The following is a 26794-nucleotide window of genomic DNA, read 5'->3' as shown; positions in this document are numbered from 1 at the left end:
GAAGTTTTCAATGAAATTAATCGCGGACCTCATTCTCTATATGGGTATCGGCTGTATTCCCGTTGGGATCGGTGGAATTGTGTGGCTCATCGTGGCCTACTACCAGAACATTAAAGAACCTTGGCAGTACATTCTCACACCTGGCAGCATGACCGGATTTATAATGTATCAATGGGATAAAGCGAAATACCCTGTTTTTCTGATTCTGTCATCAGTCTTTTTCTTTTTCTTCTTCTGTATTACAGCCACAATTATTCATGGGCCCGTTGACCGTCCTGAGGCCAAAAAACGAAACGTTAATGTTTCGATAGAAAGCCCTTTCATGCAAGTGATTTAGTTTCGGAAAAAGCAATTCTGAAACAGTGTCATGCCGGCATTTTTAGTTTCTTAATGTTCATCTTCTTTCTGTTGATTCTTTCTGGCTAGATTTGGGGCGTCAACATCGCCTTCTAAGAGACTCTTATACGGGGACTATTCTGTCTCTTTATCCCCTTCTTCGTTCTCGTCTATGCAATTCAGCGGTAGGACATTTCGCAAAATCCCACTATCTGTTGGAGTGGTGGAATTTTTTTGTACATCGTCGGCATACTGGGAAGTTAACCGTTACTGGAACTAAGCCTGGAAACCGTTCACAATTTCTGCAGTCGCCGCCGTCTGTCTGATGATCATCGGCCCAGTAACGTTCATCCTCGACAATTCACTTACCCATATCGAAATAATGCAAGAGGATATGATGTAAGAGGATTCCTGAAGGCGGAGTAACAAGCTACACGTTGAAATGTGCTTAGCGTCCCGACGTACTATGTCTACTTCAACCGAATATCGACACTCGCACTGTGCGCGGTCAGGCCTTCTTTGGCCGCCATGTCGCGGACGTCGTTGGCGTGAAGTTTGAGGGCAGGTTCGTTGTAATAGATCACGGATGATCGTTTAAGAAAGTCGTTCGAGCAGAGACCGTTGGCAAAGCGGGCAGTCCCCCCCGTAGGCAACACATGCGAGGGGCCAGCGACATAGTCACCCAAGGCAACTGGCGTGTAGTGTCCCATGAAGATCGCACCGGCGTTCTGAATTTTGGCCAGCATCCCTTCCGGTTCCGACATCGAAATGTGCAGGTGTTCGGGGGCAAGAAGATCCGTGAGCTCGGCGGCTTCCTCTTCATCCTTGGCCAGAATCAGTGCCCCCAGTTCTTCCATACTCTGGCGAGCCAGATCACCACGCGGCAAATCGGCGAGCTGTTTAATCAGCTCCGTACGAGTTTGTTCAATGAGTGGCTCGTGCCAGGTGATGAGGACCCCGGAACCGGGTGAGTGTTCCGCCTGGGAGATCAAGTCGCTGGCGATGTACGCGGGGTTGGCCGTTTCATCAGCCAGAACAATCACTTCACTGGGTCCGGCGATGCTGTCGATGTCGACTTCACCGAAGACATGCCGTTTGGCCAGGGCGACGAACAAGTTGCCCGGTCCGACAATTTTATCAACCCGTTCAATCCCTTCGACGCCATAGGCCAGGGCCGCCACAGCCTGAGCTCCACCGACTCGGTAGACTTCTTTAATTCCCAGTTCATGGCAGGCAGCAAGCAGGTCGACATTGTATCCACCGAAATCAGTGGGAGGAACGACGACGACAATCTCTTTAACACCAGCGACCTGTGCGGGAACGGCCGTCATGAGCAGTGTGGAAGGATACGCAGCCGCACCACCCGGCACACAAATCCCGATGCGTCGGAGCGGGAGATAGCGCTGTCGCAAATCGATGCGGGCTTCCCCTTCTTCTTTGAGTAATTTGACGTCGCTGGTCAGAATCGCTTCCTGAAATTCGACAATGTTCTTACGAATGCGACGAATCGTTTCCAGATACTCGGGGGCGGCTTTAGCGTGGGCCGCTTCCATTTCCTCCGGCGTCACGACCATCGTCTCCGCCGTCACCTCTTTCGGATCCAGTTTTTGGGAATACGATAACAGGGCGGGCAATCCCTCGGAACGAATGTCGGCACAGATCCGCTCGACGACCTGCTGCGGGGTGAGAGGCTCACCGAAGAGTTCAATTGTCCGTTGGCGACCTGCCTCAGAAACGATATCCCCACGGGGGCTCAGCTTCTCACGGAGCTCAGTAAACAGTTGGCGGGCATCGTCTTCGCGGCAATTAATGGTCGTCAGGTTCAGGTCGGACATCGTCACTCGGTTTTCAATCAGGTATTGGAAATCAGATGGCAATCAGGGCTACAATTCCTCGTTTGAGAGTGTAAACAATCGCTGGAGTGTTAGCCAGTACGGGGTGTACGTTTACAGCCGGGGACTCGATGCGTTAGATTGTGCGTAAAGCCGCTCCCCAAGTCCGAAATCTGGACTTCTCCGCTCGCTTCCCTGCCCGCTTAAAGTCTCTCAGAAAGAATACGCCCGATGGCCTCTTACGCTGTTGATCTCCGCAGTGACACGAAATCACTCCCAACCTCCGCCATGAAACAGGCAATGATCGAGGCTGAACTGGGTGATGACATGACGGGCGAAGACCCCACCGTTAACAAATTGGAGGCGCATGTCGCCCAGATGTTCGGTAAAGAAGCAGCTGTGATCGCCTGTTCGGGAACTCAGTCCAATCAGATGGGCGTCTGGGCACACACGCAACGTGGCGACGAAATTATTTTGGAAGAGAAAGCCCACATTGGGAGCTGGGAAGCAGGAGCACCAGCAATTCTAAGCGGGGTCTCTACCCGGTTTATCGCGGGCGACCAGGGACGAATTGATGTCGAAGACCTGGCCGGAATGCTACGAGCCGACGACCAGCACCTGACACCCTCGCGTCTCCTCTGCATCGAAAATACCACCAACGCGGGCGGAGGCATCAGTTATTCACAGGAACATCTGAATCGCCTCGGCCAGTGGGCTCACGAACAGGGTTTGAAAGTTCACATGGACGGAGCCCGATTTTTCAACGCCGTTGTCTCGCAGGGATATTCTCCTGCCGACGCTTGCCAGCACATCGACACGATTTCGCTCTGCTTCTCCAAAGGACTCGGTTGCCCGATCGGATCGATTCTGGTTGGATCACAGTCAGACATTCAGAAAGCGCGAAGAGCCCGTAAGATTTTCGGCGGCGCCCTGCGACAAGCCGGTATGTTCGCCGCCGCGGCTCAGTATGCGTTAGATCATCAGATTGACCGATTACAGGAAGATCATGACCACGCTCGCATCTTCGCGGAGGAAGTTGCGACTGTTCCCGGAATCACCGTCGATGTCGATCAGGTCGAAACGAACCTGGTCTTCTTTGATATCGATCCCAAGTTGGGATATGCGTCGCAATTAGGCGCCCGGTTAAGTGAACTGGGAATCGGCGTGGGAGCCATGGGTTCCCATCGCCTCCGGGCCTGCTTTTACATTGGAATCAGTGCTGACGACGCCCGCGAAGCGGCTCGACAGGTGGCCGTCGCGATGAAAGAAGATCTGACAAATCTTCCCGTTGCCGCCAATGGACCGTACTCTCGAGGTTAACTGATAAGATTTATCAGCTCAAAAAATGAAGCCGCCCGTGCCTTTTCAAGCACGGACGACTTCGGGCAAAGAAGCTGCATTCGCCACCGATTGCTTCAAAGGCGATTCCCGAAACGCAATGCAATGGGCTGGCAACGTTTCGTAACTGCATTTGAAATCGGCTTCTGCCTCTTCAAGAGAACATGGAAGCAACACAACCGCTTTCCGTCCGGCGATTGGGCTACCCCTTCCTCTACGCCACTGACTCTGTCACAACTGTCCGCCAACATCCGTCCGGGCAGACTGCGATACCCTCATCTAAACTTGGATAATTACTCCGATCATTCCCCGTTCAGAATGTCATGTCGTCCATTTCGAAGAGTTCAGTAGCTATTTCCGTTGGGAGTTTTAATCATGCAAAAGAGAGGCCAGAAAAGCGGTATTCGGAAATTTGTCCGAAATTGATGCCAGCACAGCATCTGCAGCGAGGCGATTACAAAACGACATGCGACGACGGCTGCTCTCTGCGGTCGTCCAGCCTGCACCATGGTTTGTCAGCGGTCAGAAAATAGTGCCGCAGGTAACAGTTATCCGTGCAAACCAAGATCTTCATAGATCGCAGCGTTGATCGCCCGCGCGCGGCGCTGGTGCTTCGGTTCGCCCGCCATCCCATTGGCGATAGCAACGATTACCAGGCCGTTGTCCGGATCGGCGAATCCGATGGACGATTGGGAACCACCATGCCCAAAAGCGTGGTCACCGGCATACGGACCGAATCCGTAAGGAACCTTGTCTGCCCCATATCGGTTCGAATTGATAATCACCCCCAGGCCAAAATCGACGAGGAATTGCAGTGTCTCGTCGAATAGGTTCTCCCTCACTCGACGAGTCATCAGTTCCACCGTAGTAGACTTCAGGACGTTGATGTCGTCGGGCCCTTTGCCCCCATGGAGTAACATTTCGTAAAACCGCCCCAACTCGCGAGCGGGGCCTCGACAGTTGCTACCGGGGCTGGGAGCGGTACAACGTCCGCCCTCGTGCCAGTCGAGCGTTTTTAATTCGTTCCGCTCACGTTGGTACATCATGCTGATCCGGTCACCGTAACCGTCGAACACTTCTTGTGGCATGCCATTCCAGCTGTCTTCCATCCCACAGGGTAGGAATACCTGCTGTCCGATGTAGTCGCTGAAGTTTCTTCCCGTGATGCGCTGGATAATCTCTCCGAGCAGAAACCAGGTCAGTGACGGTTGATAAGCGGCTCGTTTCCCGGGTGGCCATTCTTCTAGTAAAGGCGCGTCACAAATCCGCTCAATAATGGTTTCCCAGTTGACCTGGGGCCAACCATGAGCGATCTGTTTAATTCCCACAGTGTGCGTCAGCAGGTGCCGGATGGTGATCTCAGCACGCTCTTCGCCAGCGAACTCGGGGATGTGCTGCTGGACGGGATCATCGAGGCCAAGTCTCCCCGATTCCCAGAGTTGGAGTATGGCCACGGCCGTGACCGGTTTCCCGGCAGACAGCCAGAGCGTGATGCTATCCGAAGTCATCGGGATTCCGGGGCGAGCTTCTCCAAAACCTGCATCCGCAACGATCTCTCCATATTGAGAAACATACAGTTGGAATCCCCGCTGCAGCCCCTGCTCTGTCGTCTCTTCAATAATCCGAACGGTTTCAGGTAACGAGGATGCAGTCATGATTTAGGCAGACCTGAAACGAGATAAAATTGAAGGGTGTGACGGCGATAAATTCCAGACAAAAAAAGAAGACACTACCAGGAATCCCAGCAGTGTCTTCTTCGTTGACTTCGTTGATTACTTCTTCGACTTCTTCGCTTTTTCGATCGCTTTGAGCATGGAAGTTCCCATGTCGGCGGTCGTAGCAGCGACGACGACACCGGCGTCTTCCAGAGCGGCCATTTTTTCGGCGGCAGTTCCACTTCCACCGGAGATGATTGCGCCAGCATGGCCCATTCGTTTGCCCGGAGGAGCGGTCTGACCGGCGATGAACCCGGCGACTGGTTTCGTCACATGCTTTTTGATGTATTCGGCAGCCTGAATTTCCAGGTTACCACCGATTTCACCAATCATCATGATCGCTTCGGTGCCGGGATCATTTTCAAACAGTTCCAGCAGGTCGATGAAGGTTGTTCCGATGATCGGGTCTCCACCAATACCGATGGCGGTAGATTGACCAAGGCCGACGTTACCCAGTTGCCAAGCTGCTTCGTAAGTAAGCGTACCTGATTTGCTGATCACGCCGACAGTACCCGGTTTGTGAATATAGCCGGGCATAATACCGATTTTGGCAATTCCCGGTGTAATCACACCCGGACAGTTCGGGCCGATCAGCCGGCAATCTTTTTTCTCCAGGTAGTTACTCGCTTTCACCATGTCCAGAACGGGAACCCCTTCTGTGATGGCGATGATGAGTTTAATCCCGGCATCGGCCGCTTCCATGATGGCGTCGGCACAGAAAGGAGGGGGAACAAAGATCAGAGCCGTGTTCGCTCCCGCTTTTTCTACGGATTCGCTGACCGTATTGAAAACGGGGAAACCATCGACTTCCGTTCCACCCTTGCCCGGCGTGACACCACCAACAATCGGCGTTCCATAATCACGACATTGCTGTGCGTGAAAAAGTCCGGCTTTACCGGTGATACCCTGAACGACCACGCGAGTATCTTTATCGACAAGAATGCTCATTGCTTCGATTTATCCGCTGTGTTGTGAGTTATCGTCCCACGTCGCCGGAATGGGTTTCTTTCAAATCCAATTCCGGTAGAGACGCTGAAACAGGCTCGAAGTGAAGGGGTGATTCAGGCAGAAAGAGTTCCTACCACTTTTTCTGCCGCATCAGTCAGGTCGACGGCAGTAATAATGTTTTTCCCGCTGCTTTCGAGCATTTCGCGAGCTTTTTCCACATTGGTTCCTTCCAGTCGCACCACAAGTGGGACGGAAAAACCGATATTGTCATACGCCGAGAGAAGTGCTTCCACGATAGTATCGCACTTCATAATGCCGCCAAAGATATTGACGAGCACGGCTTTCACATTGGCATCCGCAAGGATGATTCGGAAAGCCTCGGTCACTTGATCAACGTTTGCTCCGCCCCCTACATCCAGGAAGTTGGCTGGCTCGCCGCCGTGGAACTGAATCAGGTCCATGGTACTCATCGCGAGTCCAGCCCCGTTGACGAGACAACCAATGTTCCCATCGAGTTTGACATAACTCAGACCCGCTTCATCCGCTTCGATTTCAGCCGGTTCCTCTTCGGAGAGGTCACGCAGTTCTTCGAAGTTTTTGTGACGAAACAGAGCATTGTCATCAAACGTCACTTTGGCGTCGAGTGCGACCAGCTCTCCATCACCTGTTACGACCAGGGGGTTGATTTCCGCCATGCTGCAGTCGTTGTCGAGGAAGAAACGGCAGAGCTTGGGCAAAAACTTTTGAGCACTGCGAATGGCAGGACCTTCGAGCCCCAGTTCAAAGGCGAGTTTGGTCGCCTGGAAAGTATGCAGCCCGTAACCGGCATCGATGGGGGCTTTCAGGATTTTCTCGGGAGAATGTTCGGCGACCTCTTCGATCTCCATTCCCCCTTCTGTAGAAAGCATTAATGCGGCTCCGCCCATTTCGCGGTCGACGACGACGCCCAGGTACAGTTCGCGAGCGATATTCAGGCCTTCTTCAACGAAGAGCGTGCTCACCGTTTTGCCTTCTTCACCCGTCTGAATGGTCACCAGAGTGTTGCCCAGCATGCGTGCGGCGTTTTCTTTGGCTTCTTCCGCCGATTTCACCAGGACAACCCCGGCTTGTTCCGGTTCTTCTTTGAAGCGACCTTTACCCCGTCCGCCGGCATGGATTTGCGACTTGACGACCGCCAGGCTTCCTCCCAGCTTCGTGAAGGCTTCGGCGGCCTCTTCGGGAGTTTTGGCGACAATCCCGCGAGGAACGGCGACACCCGCCTTCGCCAGTAGTTCCTTCGCCTGATATTCGTGAATTTTCATCGATTTTCCTGTCCTGGTCTGCTTGCCAGACAACCCACACTCAGCCATTTTCACAGCATGATTGCGGACTGGTTATCAGAATGACCGTACGGCCACAGGGCTACCTACCTGCCGGCTCGGTCGACATCATAGCTGGATCAATTGATCGAATCCAGCAAAGGCAAGCGGTCAATTCGACGGGGATCCAAGTTTATCGGTACGGGCTTCCACTCAGGTGAAAACGATCAGGGCCCAAGTTGAACCATTCTGTCTCCGGGACGATTTTCACGCTGCCGTTGCGAGCTGGCAACCTGGGCCGGTAGAGTAGATTTTCCTGACTTCCTCACCGCGACCACACTCCGCGATCAAGATGAATACAGAACGATATCTGGAATCGAAACAGCGTTCGACTCAGATTTCCAAACACGTATTCCAAACCACAATAGATGAAAGGCAAATCTCATGCTTAAAGGCGTCCCGAATCTGATTACCCCTGAATTGATGGATGTCCTGATGAAAATGGGACATGGGGACGAACTGGTCATTGCCGATGGAAACTTCCCTGCGGACTCTCACGCTCAGCGGATCGTCCGGGCGGACGGTCATGGAGTTCCAGCGGTGCTGGATGCCGTTCTGAAGTTTCTGCCTCTCGATACCTTCGTCGCTCAACCGGCCGGCGTGATGCAACCTGTCGACGAAAATACGCCCGAACCTACGATCTGGAAAGACTTCCGCCGGGTCATCGAGACCAACGAAGGCGAAAAGAAAGAACTGGAACTGATCGAACGCTTCGCCTTCTACGATCGTGCGAAAGCGGCCTACGCCGTCATCGCCACGAGCGAGACAGCACTCTACGCAAACATCATCATTAAAAAAGGCGTGGTCGTCGAATAGCGGCTAATCAATGGCGTGCTACCGGCTTAACTTCTCTATCCATTGATGACCAGTACGCGAAAGATCAATTTACTAACTAATAGCGCGCCAGCCATCATTCCGTTCATTATCAGTGCGCGAAAGATCAGGCTCTTAATCATGAGCGCGCCAATGATCAATGTGATTACCATTAGCGCATTAAAAATCCGCGCGCGAACCATCAAGTGGTTAATCATTCGCGCGCGGAGGATTTGAATTCTTTATCGGATGATGGTTTGTTCGCGGTCGGGGCCGACGGAGACGATTTCAACTGGCACTTCCATAATCGCTTCGACCGCGTCGATGTAATTCCGAGTCGCTTCGGGGAGATCGTCGTAATTTCGGATGCCGGTGATGTCTGTTTTCCAACCAGGCATAGTGCGGTAGATCGGTTTCGCGGCGGCGAGGTCTTCGATCTGGCTGGGGAAATCAGTCGTGCGAACTCCATTGATATCGTAGGCTTCGCAGATTTTCACTTCGTCCATTACGTCCAGAACGTCGAGCAACGCAATGGTGAGACAATCAACACCGCTAACACGGGCTCCGTAGCCGGTTGCGACGGCATCGAACCAGCCACAACGACGAGGACGACCTGTGACCGTTCCGTACTCGTTGCCCGTTTTTCGAATAAGTTCGCCGGTTTCATCGTGCAGTTCTGTCGGGAACGGCCCTCCTCCGACGCGGGTCGTGTACGCTTTCACGACCCCAATCATCCGGCTTATGACGCGTTCTGGAACACCACTTCCATTATGAACGCCACATCCGGAGCTGTTTGAAGAGGTGACATACGGGAACGTACCATGATCGATATCGAGCAGGCTTCCCTGGGCTCCTTCAAACAGTAGTTTCTGACCCGCCTTAATGGCTTTGTGCAGAAGTGCGGTTGTGTCACAAACGTACGGTTTCAGTTTTTCGACGTAAACATTGTATTCATTGAAAATGTCATCCACGCTCAGATCAGGGCCGTCGTATCCCATCGCTTTGAGGATACGGTTTTTCTGCGGGACGATCTCTTCGAGCCGTTTACGAAAGACTTCCGGGCGAATCATATCTCCCAGACGAATGGCATGTGTCCGGCCCGCTTTATCGCGATAGCAGGTTCCGATTCCCCGCATCGTGGTTCCAATCGCCTCGGAACTTCGCATTTGTTCGAGTGCGGCTTCTTCCAGTTTGTGGTATGGGAAGATGATATGGGCTCGGTCGCTGATGCGGAATTTTTCGGGATCAATCGGTCCTTTGCGATCGATGATCGATTGCATTTCGACAAGCAGATCGGCCGGATTAATCACGACGCCGGTGGCGATCACCGACATTTTGTCGGGATGCAGAATTCCAGCCGGAAGCATCGAAAGTTTGTAGGTTTCGCCATCGAAGACGACGGTATGGCCAGCATTGTTCCCGCCCAGATATCGCACGACGATGTCGTGTTGATCTGTCAGCAGATCGACAATTTTGCCTTTGGCTTCGTCACCCCATTGCAGACCGATAATTGATGTTGCAGACACCGCACTCACTTCCGAAAGCTGATATGAATTTCGAACATATAGGGGCCAGGAACGCCATCGCTTCAACCACTTTCAAGCATCGGAAGCAGAGCGAAAACCAGGAAAATTCCGCATAAATTGGGACAATCCTGAACTAAGCCATAGACACAAAAAAACGGCTGCACGAAAACGCACACCCGTGAGACGATGTTATCCTCATGTACCCGGAATAGAAAGCAACCGGGGTCTCGGCAAATCAAGATTTCGTGAATTCGACACTCTGTTTTGTAATTTGGGGCAGCATGGTGGGGAAAAAGAGGTATTTGTTGAAAACCCTTCTCTTTCCACCAATGAGAGAATCTCCATCAGGTGCAATCGCCGAATAATAAGGGAAACCCCTTTGATTAAGGTTCAGCCAAGGAAGAGATTTCTTAAATTCCGAAGTGTATTGGGGTAAACGAACTGTCACTTTGGCTGAATATTGTCGTAAGATTTATGTAGAACAGTTGTCTAACCTGATTATTCTTTTCTTAATCGTGATCAGGACAACCTCTTTTGAGTCTGAATTGTACTTTCAATTACATGTTCTCTGGGACATGTTACGGCTGGGCAAACAGGTGCAATTATGAATGAAATACACCGGAATCGAATTCTACTCGTCGACGATGATGAGCAGGTACTGGAACCGTTGCAAATAGCGTTGACGAATCGTGGTTACGAAGTCTTGGTCGCACGGGATGGAGAGCAGGCTTTAATCTCTTCTGAGCGAGATGACCCGGATTTGATCGTACTCGACGTCGTCATGCCTAAGCGAAGCGGTTTCCTGGTTCTCGACCGCATTCGCAAAAGCAAGTTTCGCAGTCCCAAGATTATTATCGTGACCGCCTCGTGCGAACAACGATATCGGGAATTCGCGGAATCGCGCGGAATCGATGACTTCATTACGAAGCCTTACGATTTCGACCTGCTGCTGACGCGTATCGACGAACTGATGAGCAAAGAGCATGCTGCTCATTAGACTGCGTTCATTCAACTGAGATTCGACGAGAGATTTTTATCCGTCGCTATTGGATCAGCCTCACGCAGATCATCTTTTCTGGGTGGAATGGCAGGTGAACACTCAGCCTCCACCCACTGCCGGGAGAAAGTGCACTTCACTTTCCTGCTTAACCGACTGGTGCAGACCTCGATTGGACATACTGCCATCTACTGCAACTGCCAGTCCCGGCTTTAAAGCCCCGTCCAGACAGAGCACCTCCCGTACGCCCGGATATTGGGCGTCCAGATTGCTGACCAACTTCTCCACGGTGCTCCCCTCTACCTCAATTTGCTTCTGTCCGTCCACCAACCGACGAACATGGGGCGGAATAAACACGCGAGGCATAAAGCATCTCCGCAAAGGACGCCGGCATTATAGGAGACCGGGCGGCCCCTGATTCTTTTCCAGACAGGATTATTTCTTCAGGATCTCATGAAGCACGTGTGGAGGCGACATGGGTAGATGTTGCATGCGAATACCAATAGCCTGATTTATCGCATTGGCAATTGCAGCGGGTGGTGGAGCGATGGGGACTTCACCAACGCCTCGCACACCGTACGGATGTCCGGGGTTGGGCACTTCTACCAACAAAGCATCAATCATGGGCAAGTCGTAGCAAGTCGGAACCCGGTAATCTAGGTAGCTGGCATTTCGCATGACACCAGCATCATCGTAGAAATATTCTTCGTTGAGAGCCCAACCGATTCCCTGGACAACACCACCCTGCACTTGTCCTTCGACATAAGCGGGGTGAATAGCTGTTCCGACATCCTGTGCGGCAGTGTATTTGAGGATTGTCACCTTTCCGGTGTCCGGATCGACTTCGACGTCGACCGCGTGAGTCCCGAAGGCACCACCAGGTTCGTTGTGATTGGACACTCCGCGACCAACGACCGGTTCACTGACTTTCGAAATCTGTTCGGCTAGTTCAACAAAGCCGTACCATTTATCTCCAGGACCTTTTACGCCACCATCCTCATAAGTGACCTCGGAAGGATCGACTTCCCAGAACTCGGCGGCGCGCGTACAGAATTGACGACGAATATCCAGCGCCGCTTCATAAGCGGCCCAGCCAGTCGCGTAAGTGACTCGGCTTCCCCCGGTGACATCGGTGTAACCGACGCTGTCGGTATCGACGACGGCGGGAATGACATCTTCCATCGCGATGCCCAATGTCTCGGCGAACTGCATGGCAATAGATGCCCGGCTTCCGCCAATATCAGTCGAACCTTCCACCAGAGCGACTTTTCCATCACCGTTGACGGTCGCCGTCACTGCTGATTTCAAACCGGCATTCATCCAATAACCGGAAGCAATACCTCGGCCTCGATTTGGGCCTTCCAGTGGTGTTTTCCAATGTTCCGTTTGCTGAATTGCTTCGATTGTCTCCACCAGACCGATTCGCGGATATTGCACACCATCGATACGGCGTGTTCCCTCGACGGCGGCGTTATTCAAACGAAATTCCGCCGGGTCCATTCCTAGTTTTTCGCAGATTTCGTCGACAACAGTTTCTGTCGCGTATGCAACCTGGGTAGAACCCGGGGCACGGTAGGCGGCTGAACGAGGTTTGTTCACACAAACGTCGTATCCGATGATGCGTCCGTCCGGAATTTCGTAGCAGGAAAAGACGCACATACAACCTGCGGCGATGGGGGAACCGGGGTAGGCTCCCGCTTCGAAAGCGATTTCGGCTTCCGCAGCGATCAGTTTACCATTTTCATCCGCACCCATTTTGACTCGCATCCAGGAGCCCGGAGTGGGACCGGTTGCTTCAAAGACAGAAGCACGGTCCATCACCATTTGCACTGGTCGTCCCGATTTGCGAGACAGCACGACAGCGATCGGGTCGAGATAAACCGTAATTTTTCCACCAAAGCCACCACCGATTTCGGTTGGTATGACTTTCACGTAGGAAACAGGCATTCCCAGTAATTCAGCCACTTGATGCCGAACAGAGAAGGTTCCCTGAGTACAGGTGTAGAGGGTCACTTTGCCATCTGCTGACCAGACAGCGGTCGAAGCATGCGGTTCGACGTATCCCTGGTGAACAGTAGAAGTGGTGAATTCGCGTTCGACGACCACTTTCGCTTTGGCAAAAGCGGCTTCGGGATCGCCCTCTTCGAAGAAGAATTTCTTGGCGATGTTAGAAGGTTTATCGGAAGGAACCGAATCGGGGCTCATGTCTTCCAGACGAAGATTGTCCAGCAGAATAGGAGCATCGTCCTGCATTGCTTTACGGACATCAATCACGTGCGGAAGTACTTCATACTCGACCTGGATCAACGCGAGTGCTTCTTCTGCGATATGAATCGACTCTGCTGCGACTGCCGCTACAGCATGCCCTTTATACAACACCTTTTCATCAGCCAGTACATTACTGCTTAAGTGTTTGAGATTGATGGCACCTTCGCCCAGGTCCGCAATTTTATCGGTCGCATCCGGGAAGTCTTTATGAGTGGTGACTGCGAAAACACCTTCCAGTTGTTCCGCGCGGCTGGTATCAATCGATTTGACCAGTGCATGGGCGTGCGGGCTTCGCAGAACCGCTCCATGAATCATACCACTCAGCCGGATATCGGCTCCATATTTGGCGCGGCCGGTCACCTTGTCGACGCCGTCCGGTCGAATGGGCCGCGTACCGATCACTTTGTATTTACTGTTGGAGGACACACCCGTTTTTTTGTGTTCTGCGGTCGCCATATCCAGCGTCTCCTGATTATTTATTAAGTCACGGTGAACGGAAACGTTCGTCGCTAATAATTGAATGTGGTATCGAACGGATTCTAGAGCGACTTAGTTAGTGGCTGCATCGCCAGTCATTTTCGCAGCCGACTGTACGGCCCGTACGATTTTGTCGTAACCCGTACATCGACAGAGGTTCCCTGCAAGTGCAAAGCGAATTTCCTCTTCGGTCGGGTCCGGATTTTGGATCAACAGTGCCTTGGCCGACATGATCAAACCGGGAGTACAAATCCCGCATTGGAGCGCGGCTTCCTGCAGGAATGCCTGCTGAAGTGGATGCAGTCCTTCGGGGGTTGCCACGCCCTCGATGGTTTCGACATCAACTCCTTCGACTTCCATAGCCAGAACGAGGCAGCTATCGACCGCTTTTCCTTCGACGAGCACGGTACACGCACCACAGTTGCCGTTTGAGCAACCTTCCTTGGTCCCGATCATATCGAGCGACTCCCGCAATACTTCCAGCAACGTCTGTCGCGGTTCGCAGAGAAACTCAACCGGACGTCCGTTGATTCTGGTGGAGACAACACGTTTCGTGGCCATATCCGAAATAACCTTTTTATGAACAGGAGAAGATGCGAATGTGATGTGTTTTATATGGATTTAAATCTGAAGGTAACGAGCGTCGACTCTACTTCTGCTGACGGGCGCGTTCGATTGAAACTTGCAAAGCACGTTTCGTCAGCACGCCGGTCACATGTTTACGGAACTCGATGGTGCCTCGCATGTCATCAATGGGAGTTGCAATAGCCTGCGCGGCTTCCGCAGCTTTGTTGATCGATTCTTCGTTCACCGGCAAACCTGCCAGAAGCTCGCCCGCTTTTTCAGCAAACAAGGGAGTAGGAGCCACTGCTCCCACACCGATTCGAGCGGAGAGAAATTTCTCCCCTGACTCATCCAACGTGACTGAAGCTCCGACACCCACGACTGCGATGTCCATTTCGTTTCGCGGAATGAATCGCAGGTAATGAGACCCGCTATTCGCCGGTCGAGCAGGCATTACCAGTTCAGTAAGGATTTCGCCCGATTCCAGTACATTCTTACTCGGAGCGGTACAGAAATCGGCGACAGCAACTTTTCGAGTACCATTCGGTCCGGAAATCACACAGATGGCATTGAGCGCGATAAGGGCCGGAATGCTGTCTGCCGCTGGACCCGAGTTGCATAAATTGCCACCCACGGATGCCCGGTTCTGTACTTGAATACCACCAATGATATTGCAGCTGTCAGTCAGGGCTGAGTAGTCCCGGCAGATTTCTTCGTCACCATAAATTCGGGCACAGCTGACGGAAGCGCCCAGTCTCAAGCCGTCGGCGGATAATTCCAGTACGTTCAACTCGGGAATCTTTTTCAGGTCGACTACCAGATCAGGTTTCAAGCGACCAGTCCGTATGTGGTCGATCAGGTCGGTACCACCCGCCAAAGCTCTGACGGAACCATTACCTGCGGCGATCTGCTGAATCGCCGACTCCAGAGTCACAGGAGCCTCGTATTCAAAATTTCTCATTGCTGACGATATCCGGAAGGGTTTAATAACAAATGAAATGATCGAGAAAAGAGCGTGTTGATTTTAATGATTCATCGACCAGCCGGCAAACTGAAGCAGACCGCACTTCTATAAATAAAGCCTACTGAAGTGTCTGATAGCCACCGGGAATTCCGAGAACCATTAATCATCAAGCGACAACCGTTCGTTTGCAACACCTCTAAGCGCAACCGCGGTGATACACCCTGAATTAAATTAAGGAAACATCCTCTTCAGTGTAGCGACTCAGGCGGGGGGAACGCTACTTCGAGAAGTGGGATTTGAGGTTCCAATACAAGCTTGCAAAAAAGAATTTACCCAAATTCGTCTCGGTAGCATATTGGCGTAAAGAGTCGCTCTAGCAAAGTTCGACAGAACCGAACTTTTCTTCTCTAGTCTGAGTGGATTATCTGAACAGGCTGATCATGACATCACATTTAGGATGCTGGCAGGATCAGTTGCTGGCAGGATCAGTTGCCGGCTTGCCCTCTTCCGGATCAGGCTTTTCTGCTCCACCTTTTCCAGCATCAGCGTCTGTGTCGGCAAAACCGATTTGATAGCGGTGGCTGTCTGTGGTTAATTCTGCGACCTGCTTTTCAGGAAAGACACGGAAACTCACCAGATTATTACCAATTTCAATCGCAAGATCGGTCTTCAACAATTGTTTTCCCTGCTGGCGATCAAGCACTTCCAGAACGACATCCTGGAAATTGGATTCGTCATCAAGCTCTTGGCCGGAAGCGAAAACGAGCCAAGGCGACCGGTAGACGGAACCAACGATCAACTGCTGCTCTTTCAGTTGGCTAGACCAGTTCAGCTTGCCCGACTGACGATCGAAACAGTACAAACCTCCATCAACTGGCAATGCCTTCAACATTTCCCTGATTGGAATGTGAGCATAATCGGCATAACGCCCCCCATTCCGACTTCCTACTAGGTAAACCTGTTCTTCATCAATCAACACAAAATAATTCCGAGCCGACTCTAGCTGCTCCTTCGTCAGGGACTGATAGCGGAAGACCGTCGCGAGATTGAGATCGATCTCCGACAGCACGCCCTCTTCATCCAGCGCCAAGAGCAATCCTGAGGGAAGAAAGCTGACCTTAGACTCCGCATTGATCTCTTGAGTCCAAAAGACTTCTTTCGTCTGCAGGTCCACCGCCTTAATCACATGCAGCCGGATCCTCTGACCTCGATCTTCCCCGTTCGCAGGTGGGTCCGTTCGTGTTTCGTAGTCGACAGTGACAAAGTAATGATCGTTGCAGTACAGAGCATTCTCGATCAATTCTTTATCAATCTCGAGCAACCGACCATCCCGTGTCGAAAGTGCATCACAATGGACCCGGCCTGTATCCGGATCGGTTCTTCGGACGAATACTACATCCCGGTTCCCAGTGACGTTCGTTTCTCGTGGAAGATCTGTCAGGGACCAGAGGCGTTTCCCGGTCATCACATCAAGCACGTCCAACCGATGACGCCCATAGACGCCAATCACTTCGGAATTCACAAAGGCGATCATTCCGAATTCATTTTTACGTTCACTCAGCAGATACTCGCTCAGAGCATGCTTGCCACCTTGCAGTGGAGAATCGACTCGGAACTCGCGCATATGTTGATACAAGTCATCGCTGTTGTTAATTGAAAGTCGTTGAGTCCACAACACACTCTGGTCGACGGGCGAAATAACAGAAATCATCTCCCCATGCTGGATTACAAAAAGATGCTCCACGGAGGTCATGACACAATCTTCTCCGTAGCCACTCAACCTTTCCCCCCGCAAGGGGACTGACCAATATGTTTCTCCAGTTGTAGTGTGCACGAAAGAGACTCGTTGCTTTTGAGTCACGCGAGGATGGTACAGACGGAACCAGGGAAGCTGAGCCTGCTCCTCCAGTCGCCCTGCCAATAGGGTGTTTTCATAAGAACTGTGACCCACCCCAAGCCGACGCAAAGTCAATGAACGATGTCCATCGGTGGCAGTATCTCCCATTGCCCAAGATGTTTTTAAAGCCCCCCGACCTGTAATAGAAGTAAGCGGATTCAACTCTTCAGTTAGAACGTCCGCATCGAGAACTTCAGATCTGTCGGTTCCAGCGGGCAGTTGTTCATAGTAAATGGCATCCGTTTCCAGCCCTCGATCCTTCATCAACTGGACCAGATTGGTTCGATATTGATTTATCTGTTCGAGATCGACTCCCTGCCCTTTCTGTTGTGGACGTGTCAACTTATTACGCCAGATGCGTTCGGCCACTTGCCATTGATCAGTCGACGAAAGCTGCTGAGCCAGATTTTCTTGAATCGCTTCGATTGGCTCATAAAAATGGAACAGACGACTGTACAACTGGAGCAATTTCACATCCTGAGGGTCAGCTTCGGCCAGTAATGGCTCGATCTGCTCCGCCAGCCCAGCCGTCACTCCAGAATTAGCAGCTGCATTCCAAATCTGCTGCAGTTCGGAGGCCAACCAGACATCGACGCGAGCTTTTCGTCCGAATCGGCCATCTCCTTCAAGATAGATGTCGGGATGCTTGCGAACAAAGCTGATCAACTCGACGCCTCGGGAGAACGCCTTGGAGGTGTCTTCCGCGAGCAAATCATTTGCAATGCGCAACTGCTGAGAAAGGAGATGATCTTGAGCTTCCGTTGCCTGCTCTTCCAATAAATTAAGACCCCACTCTAAATCTTCCGTTCGAGAGATCTTCTCACTGCGGAAAACCCGGCGAAGGACTTCCTGGAATTCCGGTTTCAGTTCAGCACCAATCTGCGAAAGATCGATTCCTCTGAGTTTCTGCAATGCCTTCAGATAATCGTGATCCATCAAGGAGATTTCGGCTTCCTTTAAGAGCGCAAATGGATCCTGAGCGTTTTTGGATTTTCGTTTCTCGATTTGTTGCGCAACGAATTCACGTTGTTCGAAATTCTGTAACCCCTTCCAGCTATAAGACAGCAGCTTACCTTGATAGAGCGACAAGTTTCCAAGTGGGCCTTTTCCCTGCTGGCCATGACTAGCCAGATTGAATGTTTCCTCCAACATGCCATCATCGAGACGTAATTTGAGTAACTGACCAGAATCAAACGGAAGGTAATAGCTCGATTCATTCATGACACCGAAACCAGCTGGCTTACCCATCGACTCGGTATAAGCATGCTTCCAGACGCGTCGGCCCTGCTTCAAATCGTACGCCGCCATTTGGGTGTTTTCGACAACGAGCACCAACTCACCCCAGACCCCTGCGACAAACAGCGCGTCTTGACGACGAGGGTCTCTGCCCTGGTGCTGCGATCCCCAGAGTTGTTCTCCTGTCTGCAAATCGTAACAGTTCAGCGATTCCCCTTCGGGCGGTGCGTAGACCACACTGTTCTGACTGATGAAGGGAGGCGTTACCTTCCAATCACCGAGCTGCTCGGAGACATCGTAATTGCGTCGCCAGCTTCGGGCTGACTCTTCATCCAGATCGCCACGATGATAACGGTTAGCCCAGAGGACCGAATGCGTCATAGCATCGACGCCCACCAGCCAACCAGCAGCAGTAGGACAGACAATCACTCCGTCGGCAACCGCAACCTGGCCTCCCATATACCGCCGCATCACATCGATTGAAATATCGGTATCGGAAAACGCAATCAACTGCTTCCATAACAAAGCCCCTGTTTGCGGAGCCAGAGCGAGCAGCTGAATTTCATTCTGCTTCTCCGCTATCACCAGAAGTTCGTTCCGATAAACAACGGGGGTAGAGTGAAAGAAATAACCCGCCATCTGATTATCGAATTCGTCATCGTGATCTGCCCCGCCGATCGCCCAATGCTTTCTTCCCGAGCGAAGATCGTAAGCGGCTAGCTTGTTCGTATTCCAATCGCGGTGAAAAGGATCTATGAAGTTTCCATTCCGGATCCCTCCCCAGTCATTTTCCGGGCCACCTATGGAAGCAACATCTTCCAGAGTATAAACCCGCTGTTTATCACAGCTGACCATTCCGTAAGTCGCGTTTTTAAAAATCAATCGCACCAGGGGATTGTATGTTGCCGGCAATCCCGTATCGAACTGATTCATCATTCGTCGCACGCCGCGGGCGTTAATGCCGTTCACTCGGATTTGAACTCTGCCGTTCACTCGAATCGCCTGAGGATTCACTTTAAGTTCGTTATCCCCCACCATGCCGACGATTTCTTCTGGGGAATACTCTTCCTGGGTTTCCCATTCCAGATGCCCGGTTTCCGCATCGATAACAACTAACCCTCTGAGAGTTTTGAACGCAGCGAAACCATCCATAAAAACGGGAAAGTTCGGGATCACCAATGATTCCTGATCATCAACCAGCGTTTCGACAAGAGCTTCGATCTGCTCCTGCAACAACTGATCGTTGGTCCGCTCCACCTCCCAACGAGGTGTCAAAATTGGGTCGCCCCCTGCGGCGATTCCGTTTCTACCGGCGCTCCCGAAGGGAACAGCCCACTCTTCCAGTGAAGTCTGAGACGCAGTATTGAGGACGATTTTCTGATCCCACATTTCCAGCATACTGCGGAGTTCGTCAGACTCGTTCGGGTAAGCTTGTGTAATTTCAGACAGCAACTGTTCTGCTTCTCGCTCTTTCTGCGCTGCCGAGAACGCGAGTAACAGCCGAGATTGCCAGTGAAAACTTTGAGTTATTCTTGCATCCTGTTCGCGTAGCAAATTGAACCAATAGGCTGCCAATCCGTATCGGCCATGATCCAGATGATATGCCCCCAGCCAGTTTGCCCCTTTTTGCCCCCCTTCGGTCAGCAGGTACCGCGAAGCGATCTCATAGATCTTATGAAAATCATTGTCTTTCAACGCCTGTTGATACTCTTTCTGACTTAGCAGATCGTACTGCTTAATATAGGTCTGACGATACTCCTCAGGGAGATCGTTCAATTTTTCCTGTGCCAGTAAACGGAGTGAGATCAACTTACCATCGGGCGAGTACATCAGGTCTTCGTCAGTTCGCGTCAAAATATGATGGAGGAGCTCATACCCCTGCTGAAATTCGCCAGCCGCAATATTCTTTTCAGTGCGGCGCCACAAGTTTGCGATTTCATTTTTCACCGGAGCGTGAGGGTCGCGAGTGATATCGAACTGACCACTTACAGCATCTTCGGGGATTTCTTCTAAATCTTCGTTATCACCGAACGGCCCGAGTAGATTCTGGAGACCCTGCCTGGCTTTTTTCAGAAGGTTCTGAATGCCTGGCTGGGCTTGTTCAGGCTGTTCGTTTCCGTCCTGAGCAGATAACTCCGCGCCTGCACACAGTACCAAAACACTGGAAAGCAATAACGAAAAAACCGATCGAAGAAGGGAATCCGGAGCCAGAAATTCATCCAGGTTACGATTTCTATCCATAATCAATTCATCTCTCCGGAAACCTCCGTCGGTGCGACAGTAGTTTCATTCTTGTATGACTTCCCAACCGTGCCAGCTCCGCCTTCCCAGTTTCTGTTAAGACGTGGCGAGCGCGCCATGGTTCCTATTATAACGGTCATCCCGTCAGATTTCCCGCTTTTCCCACTCAGATTTTCCACGCACAATTCTCAATCCAACTTTACCCTCTGTTAATGACTAGAGAAGAACAGAATTGAGTCGAATAAGACAAAAACAAAGGTTCTCGGGTTAAAACGAGCAGCGAGAGCCTAAAACAGGGAAATCAGCAGCAATAATGCCCTGTTGGTGGAGAAAAAAGCATAACCCGTTACTTGCAGTGTCGGACGGCACTTATTATCTTGTGTCGTTTTCCGGCTTTGCGGATGGTATAGCGTCCGTACGGATACCGGATCACTGTATTGCAAGGTCCGCTGAACGATACAGTCTCCCTTCTTATAGCTGATTCCAGTCGAGTTTGCTCGGCTGAAGATTTCCCATAAGATATTTCCCACGAACACGTTACATCATTTTACGATCAGTTGCCCACACTCTGGAGACTGATCGGAGATTCAGTCATGACCAGTGCAATCAATCTCGACGTTGAAAAACGGTCCGAAATCGGCAGCCGTGCCAGCCGCAAACTGCGGGCTCAAAATCTTGTTCCCGGAATTGTTTTCGGTCATAAACAGGATTCTGTCCCTGTTACGGTAAAGCGGGAAGACATCGACTCCATTCTGCAATCACACGATAAAGTCGTCGATTTGCAGCTGGACGGGAAAACGGAAACAGCCGTCATTACCCAATTGCATTGGGACACCTTCGGAGTCAACATTAACCATGTCGACTTCCAGCGTGTCGACCCGAATGAACGTGTTCAGGTGGAAATCAACATTGTTCTCAAAGGCTTGGCTCACGGGGTGACCGAGGGTGGTTCTCTGGAACAGATGCATCGTCGTTTGTCCATTGAGTGCCCTGCGATCTCTATTCCGCACGAACTCGTTGTCCGCATTTCAGACATGAATATCGGAGACGAGCTGACTGTCGGCGACTTGAAATTGCCTGAAAACGTCACCTTGCTGGAAGACGCGTCCATCATGGTTGCTCACGTGATCAAACCGACCGTCGAGGATCTCACTGAAGAAGAGGACGAAGACGCCCCCACCGAGCCAGAACTGGCGGGCAAAAGTTCTGACAAAGATGAAGAGTAATCTTTGCCAGTTGTTATCGGCCTCGCTTACTTTCCTGACATCAGGGGCTTTACAATAGCCTTGAACGAGCCAAATTCACCAACTCTCCTGAAATACTGACTGATCCGGAGAGTTGGCTTAAACAAGCTCCCTCATTGCCCCTTCTGTTTGGAACAAATTACGATACACCTGAAGACAACAGACTCATGAACCTGATCATCGGCCTGGGAAATCCCGGAAAGAAGTATGAGTCTACTCGTCACAATATAGGCTTCGATGTCATCAACGAGCTTGCTCGTCGAGGTGACGCTGACCGAGTTCAGTTGAAATTCGACTCTGAACTGACTGAATGCCAAATCAACAGCCAAAAGGTTCTACTCGCTAAACCACTTACCTATATGAACTTAAGTGGTAAGGCAATCCGACAGATTGTTGATTTTTATAAACTGAATATTAGTGATCTGCTCGTCATTTGTGACGATCTAAATCTGGATACGGGCCGCCTGCGACTTCGTGGCAAAGGTTCATCCGGTGGTCAAAAGGGACTACAGAACACGATTGACCAACTGGGAGGTCGCAGCGACTTCGCTCGATTACGGATCGGAATCGGCCGCCCGGATGGAAAACTTTCTGTGACCGACTATGTGCTGAAGAAGTTCAGTCAGAGGGAACAGGAAGACATCCAACATGCAATTCAGGTTGCGGCAGACGCCGCGGAACACTGGATGCAAGGGGATCTTGTGGGCACGATGAATAAATTCAATTCGCCGACAGAGACCAAACGAACCACTAAAAAAAGTACAGACGAAGAATCAAGTTGATTTTTTATCCTACAATGAACATTCCGAGTCAGCCTTAAAAGAGCTTCCGCGACTACGATGATCGCGAATACTCCAAGTTGATTCGAGTTGGCACATCTTGCAATTTCACGCAAATGTTGTACAACTGATTATTCAACATCGAACCACACGTCATCACCTAAATTTGTTTGAACAAGGGAGCCCGGAGTTGGCTGAATATCTTTACGAAGGCATGTTCCTGCTGGACAGCGCCCAGTTTGCCGCAGACCACGAGGGAACAGTACAACAGGTCCTGAGCATTCTTGAAAATGCCGGAGCTCAAATTGACGCACACCGTCCCTGGCAGGACGGGCGTCTCGCCTATGAAATCGACGGCCACAAAAAAGGCCTGCATTACCTCGTCTTATTCCGCATGGACGGTTCTAAAATGGCCGGAGTCACTCGGCAATGCCGTTTGTCCGACGCCGTTATTCGCCAGCTCATGCTGAAACACCCTCGCGTCCTTTACGATGCAATTTTCGAAACCCTTAGTGGTCACGAAATTCAGGGCAGCGAAGATGAGTCTTCCGACGAAGACAGCGAAAAAGCTGAATCTAGCGAAAAAACCGAGACGAAAGATTCGGAAGAAGAAGTTAAAACAGAAGCCGAAGTCGCTTCCTGATCGACTCTTCTCAAAAGCTTCTCTGTGGGCGACACTTCGTTAACACGATTGCTTAGTCACGACAAGGAGGAATTGTTTCAATCGAGCCGATCGATTACCGAACGGCCACTTTGGTACAACCTCCCTGCTGACTCAGCCAATCACTCCCTCTTCAATAGTTGAATTAACTGCCTTGGAAGAACAGTAACATGGCCAGCTTTAACAAAGTGATTCTGATGGGCAATTTGACGCGCGATCCCCAAGTGCGTTACACCCCCTCGGGCACAGCCGTCACTGATCTTGGCCTGGCAGTCAACCGGACCTGGTTCGATAAGCAGTCCAACTCCAAGAAAGAGGAAGTCACCTTCATCGACGTCACCTTATGGGGACGTCAGGCGGAAGTAGCAGGCGAATACCTGGGTAAAGGCCGTTCTGTTCTGATCGAAGGTCGATTGAACCTCGATCAATGGGATGATAAAGAGTCTGGTCAGAAACGATCCAAACTCAAGGTTGTTTGCGAAAACATGACCATGGTCGGTGCCAATAGTGGTGGCGGAGGAGGTGGTGGTACCGGTGGAGGCGGCGGTGGTCGTTCAAGCGGTGGTGGAGGCGGCAATCAGTACGGTGGTGGATTCGATTCCGGCCCGGACGAACCCTCTTCCGGCGGTTCGGAAGCCTTCTACGACTCACCAGGTGGCGACGATGACGTCCCCTTCTAAAATATCCCTTCGGGGACGCGATTTACCGGAATAACCTTTAATACAACGTGATTTAACCTGCCAGCGATTCAACTGATCCCGTTGAACCTGACACATTCGCAATCAAGAGAGTTAGAAACATGGCCCCTGCTGCCTTATCAAAACGAAATATTGAACTGCTGCTCGCCGAAGACGTTCCTAACCTGGGTAGCCAGGGGGATATCGTAGGTGTAAAACCTGGATTCGCTCGTAACTTCCTGCTTCCACAGGGATTGGCGACTGTCGCTACTGATCACAACAAGAAAATGGTCGAACAACACCGTATTCGCTTGGATGAGCTGGAAGCAGATCGCCTGAAATCGATCAAAGAGCTCGCCAACAACGTCAACAAATACAGCGTCACGTTGGAAGCGAATGCCAACCATGAAGGCCACCTGTATGGCTCGATTACCGCTCCAGAGATCAGCAAAGCTCTCAAAACGGCCAACTATGAAGTCGAACCAGAACACATCAAACTGGATGGTCCGCTCAAAGAACTGGGTATGTACACCGTAAAGCTCGAGTTCCACGAAAAAATCAAAACCGAAGTCAAAGTTTGGGTTGTTCCTGCTGTTAGCAAATAACAAGCAGCAACTTGAATCAGGCATTGTGTCTCGCCTGAGGCACAATTTCCTGACATTCGAACGTCGAACTGGAACCGGCCTTTTACGGCCGGTTTTTTATTTGGTACTTTCAAATAGTTCGGCTGATTTGAAACTCAAAGATTTCTATCCCTCGAGGATCCCCTCCCCTATTCTGATGGATTAGCACGGAAGTTCCATGCCACCAAGTTCCGACTTCAATGACTCCACCCGCAACCTTCCGCCCCAGAGCCTTGAGGCAGAATTAGGGGTTTTAGGTGGCATCCTACTCGTCAACGAGAAAATTGACGACGTCATCGAACTGCTATCCCCCAGCTTGTTTTACAACGAGTCGAACCAGAAGATCTACGCCGCAATCCAGCACATGTACGACACCGGTATCCGCGGGATCGACCTGGTGACATTGGCCCACGAACTGGATCGACGGAGCGAGCTTGAAGAGATAGGTGGTGCTCCGTACCTCACTCGAATTGTGGAAGCGGTTCCGCACGCGGCACACGTCGAATATTACGCCAAAATCGTCAGGGACAAGGCGATTCGCCGTCGTCTTATCTATGCCTGCACCGACATCCTGAAAGACTGTTACGAATCGCCCGACAGTACGGACGAAATGCTGCAGAACGCGGAACGCAACATCTTCCAGATTCTCGAACAACAGGAAGATGCCGGTAGCATTGAAATGCGAGAGATTCTGCTCTCCGCCTGGGACCGTATCAACGAACGATCGATGCGGGATGGTGCAAGTGGACTGGCCACTGGTTTCGTGGACATGGACGCCAAGACGAATGGTTTCCAACCTTCGGAGCTAATCATCCTTGCCGCTCGACCTTCAATGGGTAAAACCGCGCTCGTTTGTAACTGGGCAGAGGGAGTTGCACGCGAGAACAATAAAGGCGTGCTCCTGTTCAGCCTCGAACAGTCACGATTGGAACTGGCAGAACGTTTTCTCTGCATCCAGGCCAAGATCAACGGTCATAAATTGAGGGCGGGAGACATTGACGAAGTCGAGCGTCACCAACTTGTGGAAGCATCTCAGGTATTGAGTGAACTTCCGCTTTATATCGACGACAAAGCGGGCCGAACCGTGGGTGAAGTGGGCGCCATCGCACGTCGAATTAAACGCAAGGACGGCTTGGGACTTATCATCATCGACTATTTGCAATTGCTGGAGCCAGAGGACAAAGGAGCTCCCCGTGAACAACAGATTGCCCAGATGTCACGTCGATTGAAATTCATTGCTAAAGACCTTGAAGTCCCGGTAATCGCACTCAGCCAGCTCAACCGTGGACTCGAACTTCGTGAAGACAAACGTCCGAAATTGGCGGACTTGCGAGAATCGGGAGCGATTGAACAGGACGCGGACATCGTCTGCTTCCTCCATCGCCCGGCCGCATACGACCCGGAAGACAGACCAGGCGAAGCAGAGGTAATTATCGCCAAAAACAGGTCCGGGCCGACCGGGATTGTCCCACTAGCTTGGCGTGCAGAATACATGCGATTTGAGAATTACACGAATGTAAACGAACCCGAGGGTGGATTCGGACTCTAATATCTTAGCAATTCAAACAGGAAATTCGCCATTTAAGAAGCCCTAACGAGAAATTGAATGACCTGTCTGCTAACGGCTCATTCACCTTTATGATTGTTGCGGAACCCCTTAATTAAGAACATGTTAGAATGAGAGTGCGAGTGAAGGTATGGTCTTAAAGTGAGGTCCTATTTTCTACCCGAATAGAAAATCTGCTCTGATTCCTCTTTTCTATGAGGATAACTCACGATACTATTCTTACCACATCTCCCACCTGTATATCGTGGGTTCGATGTAGTTGCGTCTGCTCGCTGAACGCTTTCTCTCACAACAACTTCAGAGTCTTCTGTCCGGAATTGTGTGTAATTTCAGGATGCTGGAATGCTCAAAATTGGTTCTGAAGCCTGTTGATCACAGCCCTTGTCAGATTCAAGCTCCGTGATGGAGCTCCTGCGAGTGTCGGGCTGAAATCGCTGATTTCAACTGTTTCGCGAAGATTCAGTTCGGAAAGATTCCTGTATTGGATTTCCCCGTAGGGGGGGATGCCAGAAAGTCTCTTTCGCTATTTCTGATTCTTTGTAACAATCCCGGACGATTAGCGACCTGACTGAACCAGCAGAATGAACTCCGTTCCTGCATCCCCAACGGGAATGAGTGAACACACCATTCTTTTGCTGAAATAATCAATAAGCAATAGAACTGAATGTGACGACCTGTTTCCATTCAGCTCTCGCCCTATAAAATACATAACAAACTACTATTCCCGCATTTC

Annotated in this window: 20 protein-coding genes; 10 read left to right on the top strand and 10 right to left on the bottom strand. The window is 51.2% G+C overall.

The genetic code is table 11. The features are described 5' to 3' along the window. Positions 1 to 10: 10 nt before the first annotated feature. Entirely contained in the window at positions 11 to 337 is a 327-nt protein-coding gene (locus Pla110_RS06940; RefSeq protein ID WP_144994573.1) for a hypothetical protein, read from the top strand. Positions 338 to 806: 469 nt separating this feature from the next. Here Pla110_RS06940 and hisD read toward each other — a convergent pair whose 3' ends face one another. Further along, positions 807 to 2171, bottom strand: coding sequence for a histidinol dehydrogenase (gene hisD, locus Pla110_RS06935; protein ID WP_144999619.1), 1365 nt, complete (start codon positions 2169 to 2171; stop codon positions 807 to 809). Positions 2172 to 2399: 228 nt separating this feature from the next. Between hisD and Pla110_RS06930 the strand changes: the two genes are divergently transcribed. Next, entirely contained in the window at positions 2400 to 3488 is a 1089-nt protein-coding gene (locus Pla110_RS06930; RefSeq protein ID WP_231742938.1) for a threonine aldolase family protein, read from the top strand. A gap of 566 nt (positions 3489 to 4054) precedes the next feature. Here the strand turns inward: Pla110_RS06930 and Pla110_RS06925 are convergent. The 3 genes from Pla110_RS06925 to sucC all read right to left on the bottom strand — a co-directional run bounded on the left by Pla110_RS06925 (position 4055) and on the right by sucC (position 7470). Next, positions 4055 to 5161 (bottom strand): serine hydrolase domain-containing protein, encoded by a 1107-nt coding sequence (locus Pla110_RS06925; RefSeq protein ID WP_144994569.1) that lies wholly within the window; start codon positions 5159 to 5161, stop codon positions 4055 to 4057. A gap of 117 nt (positions 5162 to 5278) precedes the next feature. Next, on the bottom strand, positions 5279 to 6169 hold the full coding sequence (gene sucD / locus Pla110_RS06920) for a succinate--CoA ligase subunit alpha (RefSeq protein WP_144994566.1): 891 nt from the start codon (positions 6167 to 6169) through the stop codon (positions 5279 to 5281). A 113-nt stretch (positions 6170 to 6282) separates the two neighbouring features. Further along, positions 6283 to 7470, bottom strand: a complete 1188-nt coding sequence (gene sucC, locus Pla110_RS06915) for an ADP-forming succinate--CoA ligase subunit beta (protein WP_144994565.1) — start codon at positions 7468 to 7470, stop codon at positions 6283 to 6285. 441 nt (positions 7471 to 7911) lie between these two features. On the opposite strand from sucC, the gene Pla110_RS06910 reads away from it, so the two are divergent. Next, positions 7912 to 8343, top strand: a complete 432-nt coding sequence (locus Pla110_RS06910) for an RbsD/FucU family protein (protein WP_144994563.1) — start codon at positions 7912 to 7914, stop codon at positions 8341 to 8343. Between the two features lie 239 nt (positions 8344 to 8582). Here Pla110_RS06910 and Pla110_RS06905 read toward each other — a convergent pair whose 3' ends face one another. After that, the gene (locus Pla110_RS06905) at positions 8583 to 9866 is read right to left on the bottom strand and encodes an adenylosuccinate synthase (RefSeq protein ID WP_144994561.1); all 1284 of its coding nucleotides are present in this window, start codon (positions 9864 to 9866) and stop codon (positions 8583 to 8585) included. 604 nt (positions 9867 to 10470) lie between these two features. Here Pla110_RS06905 and Pla110_RS06900 point away from each other — a divergent pair. Further along, positions 10471 to 10863: a response regulator gene (locus tag Pla110_RS06900; protein ID WP_144994559.1), complete on the top strand. Its 393-nt coding sequence runs from the start codon at positions 10471 to 10473 to the stop codon at positions 10861 to 10863. A 102-nt stretch (positions 10864 to 10965) separates the two neighbouring features. Here Pla110_RS06900 and Pla110_RS06895 read toward each other — a convergent pair whose 3' ends face one another. The 5 genes from Pla110_RS06895 to Pla110_RS06875 form a co-directional block, all read right to left on the bottom strand. Beyond that, a complete protein-coding gene (locus Pla110_RS06895; RefSeq protein ID WP_144994557.1) occupies positions 10966 to 11229 on the bottom strand; it encodes a MoaD/ThiS family protein in 264 nt (87 codons plus the stop codon). 69 nt (positions 11230 to 11298) lie between these two features. Next, on the bottom strand, positions 11299 to 13587 hold the full coding sequence (locus tag Pla110_RS06890) for a xanthine dehydrogenase family protein molybdopterin-binding subunit (RefSeq protein WP_144994555.1): 2289 nt from the start codon (positions 13585 to 13587) through the stop codon (positions 11299 to 11301). A 93-nt stretch (positions 13588 to 13680) separates the two neighbouring features. Beyond that, complete coding sequence (locus tag Pla110_RS06885) at positions 13681 to 14169, bottom strand: (2Fe-2S)-binding protein (protein WP_144994553.1); 489 nt, start codon at positions 14167 to 14169, stop codon at positions 13681 to 13683. A gap of 88 nt (positions 14170 to 14257) precedes the next feature. After that, on the bottom strand, positions 14258 to 15133 hold the full coding sequence (locus Pla110_RS06880) for an FAD binding domain-containing protein (RefSeq protein WP_144994551.1): 876 nt from the start codon (positions 15131 to 15133) through the stop codon (positions 14258 to 14260). 472 nt (positions 15134 to 15605) lie between these two features. Further along, entirely contained in the window at positions 15606 to 20510 is a 4905-nt protein-coding gene (locus tag Pla110_RS06875) for an outer membrane protein assembly factor BamB family protein (protein ID WP_144994549.1), read from the bottom strand. Positions 20511 to 21103: 593 nt separating this feature from the next. Between Pla110_RS06875 and Pla110_RS06870 the strand changes: the two genes are divergently transcribed. The 6 genes from Pla110_RS06870 to dnaB all read left to right on the top strand — a co-directional run bounded on the left by Pla110_RS06870 (position 21104) and on the right by dnaB (position 26043). After that, on the top strand, positions 21104 to 21736 hold the full coding sequence (locus Pla110_RS06870; protein WP_144994547.1) for a 50S ribosomal protein L25: 633 nt from the start codon (positions 21104 to 21106) through the stop codon (positions 21734 to 21736). 185 nt (positions 21737 to 21921) lie between these two features. Beyond that, positions 21922 to 22536, top strand: a complete 615-nt coding sequence (gene pth, locus Pla110_RS06865) for an aminoacyl-tRNA hydrolase (protein ID WP_144994545.1) — start codon at positions 21922 to 21924, stop codon at positions 22534 to 22536. 187 nt (positions 22537 to 22723) lie between these two features. After that, positions 22724 to 23176 carry a 30S ribosomal protein S6 gene (gene rpsF / locus Pla110_RS06860; protein WP_231742937.1) on the top strand — a complete coding sequence of 151 codons (453 nt, stop codon included), beginning with the start codon at positions 22724 to 22726 and terminating at the stop codon, positions 23174 to 23176. A gap of 188 nt (positions 23177 to 23364) precedes the next feature. Beyond that, positions 23365 to 23874, top strand: a complete 510-nt coding sequence (ssb, locus tag Pla110_RS06855; RefSeq protein ID WP_144994542.1) for a single-stranded DNA-binding protein — start codon at positions 23365 to 23367, stop codon at positions 23872 to 23874. Positions 23875 to 23993: 119 nt separating this feature from the next. Beyond that, positions 23994 to 24476, top strand: a complete 483-nt coding sequence (gene rplI, locus Pla110_RS06850; protein WP_144994540.1) for a 50S ribosomal protein L9 — start codon at positions 23994 to 23996, stop codon at positions 24474 to 24476. Positions 24477 to 24672: 196 nt separating this feature from the next. Beyond that, the gene (gene dnaB / locus Pla110_RS06845) at positions 24673 to 26043 is read left to right on the top strand and encodes a replicative DNA helicase (RefSeq protein ID WP_144994538.1); all 1371 of its coding nucleotides are present in this window, start codon (positions 24673 to 24675) and stop codon (positions 26041 to 26043) included. Positions 26044 to 26794 lie beyond the last annotated feature (751 nt).

The organism is Polystyrenella longa (assembly GCF_007750395.1).
GTDB classification, from domain to species: Bacteria; Planctomycetota; Planctomycetia; order Planctomycetales; family Planctomycetaceae; genus Polystyrenella; species Polystyrenella longa.
This window is presented reverse-complemented; position numbering and strand designations above follow the sequence as displayed.

What these genes read in the sequence shown, in the direction of transcription:
- Pla110_RS06940 (WP_144994573.1), top strand. Translation starts at nt 11, where the DNA reads ATGAAATTAATCGCGGACCTCATTCTCTATATGGGTATCGGCTGTATT.
- hisD (WP_144999619.1), bottom strand. Translation starts at nt 2,171, where the DNA reads ATGTCCGACCTGAACCTGACGACCATTAATTGCCGCGAAGACGATGCC.
- Pla110_RS06930 (WP_231742938.1), top strand. Translation starts at nt 2,400, where the DNA reads ATGGCCTCTTACGCTGTTGATCTCCGCAGTGACACGAAATCACTCCCA.
- Pla110_RS06925 (WP_144994569.1), bottom strand. Translation starts at nt 5,161, where the DNA reads ATGACTGCATCCTCGTTACCTGAAACCGTTCGGATTATTGAAGAGACG.
- sucD (WP_144994566.1), bottom strand. Translation starts at nt 6,169, where the DNA reads ATGAGCATTCTTGTCGATAAAGATACTCGCGTGGTCGTTCAGGGTATC.
- sucC (WP_144994565.1), bottom strand. Translation starts at nt 7,470, where the DNA reads ATGAAAATTCACGAATATCAGGCGAAGGAACTACTGGCGAAGGCGGGT.
- Pla110_RS06910 (WP_144994563.1), top strand. Translation starts at nt 7,912, where the DNA reads ATGCTTAAAGGCGTCCCGAATCTGATTACCCCTGAATTGATGGATGTC.
- Pla110_RS06900 (WP_144994559.1), top strand. Translation starts at nt 10,471, where the DNA reads ATGAATGAAATACACCGGAATCGAATTCTACTCGTCGACGATGATGAG.
- Pla110_RS06895 (WP_144994557.1), bottom strand. Translation starts at nt 11,229, where the DNA reads ATGCCTCGCGTGTTTATTCCGCCCCATGTTCGTCGGTTGGTGGACGGA.
- Pla110_RS06890 (WP_144994555.1), bottom strand. Translation starts at nt 13,587, where the DNA reads ATGGCGACCGCAGAACACAAAAAAACGGGTGTGTCCTCCAACAGTAAA.
- Pla110_RS06885 (WP_144994553.1), bottom strand. Translation starts at nt 14,169, where the DNA reads ATGGCCACGAAACGTGTTGTCTCCACCAGAATCAACGGACGTCCGGTT.
- Pla110_RS06880 (WP_144994551.1), bottom strand. Translation starts at nt 15,133, where the DNA reads ATGAGAAATTTTGAATACGAGGCTCCTGTGACTCTGGAGTCGGCGATT.
- Pla110_RS06875 (WP_144994549.1), bottom strand. Translation starts at nt 20,510, where the DNA reads ATGGATAGAAATCGTAACCTGGATGAATTTCTGGCTCCGGATTCCCTT.
- Pla110_RS06870 (WP_144994547.1), top strand. Translation starts at nt 21,104, where the DNA reads ATGACCAGTGCAATCAATCTCGACGTTGAAAAACGGTCCGAAATCGGC.
- pth (WP_144994545.1), top strand. Translation starts at nt 21,922, where the DNA reads ATGAACCTGATCATCGGCCTGGGAAATCCCGGAAAGAAGTATGAGTCT.
- ssb (WP_144994542.1), top strand. Translation starts at nt 23,365, where the DNA reads ATGGCCAGCTTTAACAAAGTGATTCTGATGGGCAATTTGACGCGCGAT.
- rplI (WP_144994540.1), top strand. Translation starts at nt 23,994, where the DNA reads ATGGCCCCTGCTGCCTTATCAAAACGAAATATTGAACTGCTGCTCGCC.
- dnaB (WP_144994538.1), top strand. Translation starts at nt 24,673, where the DNA reads ATGCCACCAAGTTCCGACTTCAATGACTCCACCCGCAACCTTCCGCCC.